General features: G+C 59.2%; 2 protein-coding genes. Both read left to right on the plus strand.

The genetic code is table 11. The features are described from left to right. The coding region (locus QH270_RS28720; protein ID WP_432420443.1) for a cytochrome c oxidase subunit 3 at positions 1 to 880 on the plus strand (880 nt) is incomplete at its 5' end. Positions 881 to 885: 5 nt separating this feature from the next. Further along, positions 886 to 1,164, plus strand: coding sequence for a cytochrome C oxidase subunit IV family protein (locus QH270_RS28725; protein ID WP_280347232.1), 279 nt, complete (start codon positions 886 to 888; stop codon positions 1,162 to 1,164). Positions 1,165 to 1,222 lie beyond the last annotated feature (58 nt).

The raw sequence follows: 1,222 nt of genomic DNA on the forward strand, positions 1-1,222 counted from the left end.
GTTCCGCGACTACGGCTACCGCCGCCTGCGCACCAAGGCCCGCCTGAAGTTCCTCATCAAGGACTGGGGCATCGAGAAGTTCCGCCAGGTGCTCGAGGACGAGTACCTGAAGCGCAAGCTCATCGACGGTCCCGCGCCCGACCTGCCCCGCTTACTCATTCACTCGCGCGGGGGGGGGGCGCCGCCGGGCCGCCCCCCCCCGACCCGTGATCTGGGCAGAAAATCTTGTACGAAGTACGTGCGAACTCTCAAAAGGGCGATCATGCTAACGGTGGGAATCAGTAGCGCCGACGCCGGCGGCGGTCTTCGGAGGCCCCTTGGGCGGACAGGAAAGATTCCGGGTGAAGAAGGATTATGGGTCTTTCTTCTCGGCGATATGGTCATGTTCACGGTCATTTTTGCAACCTACCTCTACTACAGAGGGCAACAGGCCGACCTATTCGAAATAGGCCGCAGGACACTGGACCAGAGCCACGGTGTAATAAACACACTCCTTTTGCTTGTGAGCTCGCTCCTGGTCGTCCTCGGTCTACGCGCAATTCGTGCCAAGAATGCAGCTATCGGCACCCGAATGTTCGCCGGGGCTATCGCGTGCGCCCTTGGGTTCATAGTGATGAAGGTTGTCGACTACACCTCTATTGTCGCCAACGACTACATGTCCATCTCCGGGAGCTTCTATCCCTATTACTTCGCGTTGACCGGCCTTCACCTCGTCCACCTCGTCGTAGGTGTGGGTGCGCTGTTTTACCTGCTCATGCAGGCCCGTCGTTCGGTCGGGGCCGAGGTCAAGCAATCTGCCGTCGAAGGAGCCGCGTGCTACTGGCACATGGTAGACCTGTTGTGGATGGTTATCCTTCCGTTGCTGTATCTGATCAGGTAGGAATTATGGATTCTGTCTCCAGCCTCATGCGAGATCGGGTGACCATCGTGTGGGGGTTCTTGGTTGCAGCGACGCTGCTGTCCTTTTGGCTCGGCGCCGATCATGGGATCTCCTCGGACACCACGCGAACTGCGGTAATCCTCGTGGTAGCTTTCATCAAGGTGCGCCTGATCGGCCTCTACTTCATGGAGCTCCGTGAGGCGCCACCCGCACTCCGTGGCGCTTTTGAGGCATACTGCCTCGCGGCCTGTGTCACTCTCATCGTCTTCTTTGCGGTCGCCTAGGACCCCAGCGCACCAACGTGGGGGGGGGGGGGGTTTTTTTTTTTTTGTTGGTGGGGGG

This window comes from Nocardia neocaledoniensis (assembly GCF_029868625.1).
Taxonomy (GTDB): domain Bacteria; phylum Actinomycetota; class Actinomycetes; order Mycobacteriales; family Mycobacteriaceae; genus Nocardia; species Nocardia neocaledoniensis_A.

What these genes read in the sequence shown, in the direction of transcription:
- QH270_RS28725 (WP_280347232.1), top strand. Translation starts at nt 886, where the DNA reads ATGGATTCTGTCTCCAGCCTCATGCGAGATCGGGTGACCATCGTGTGG.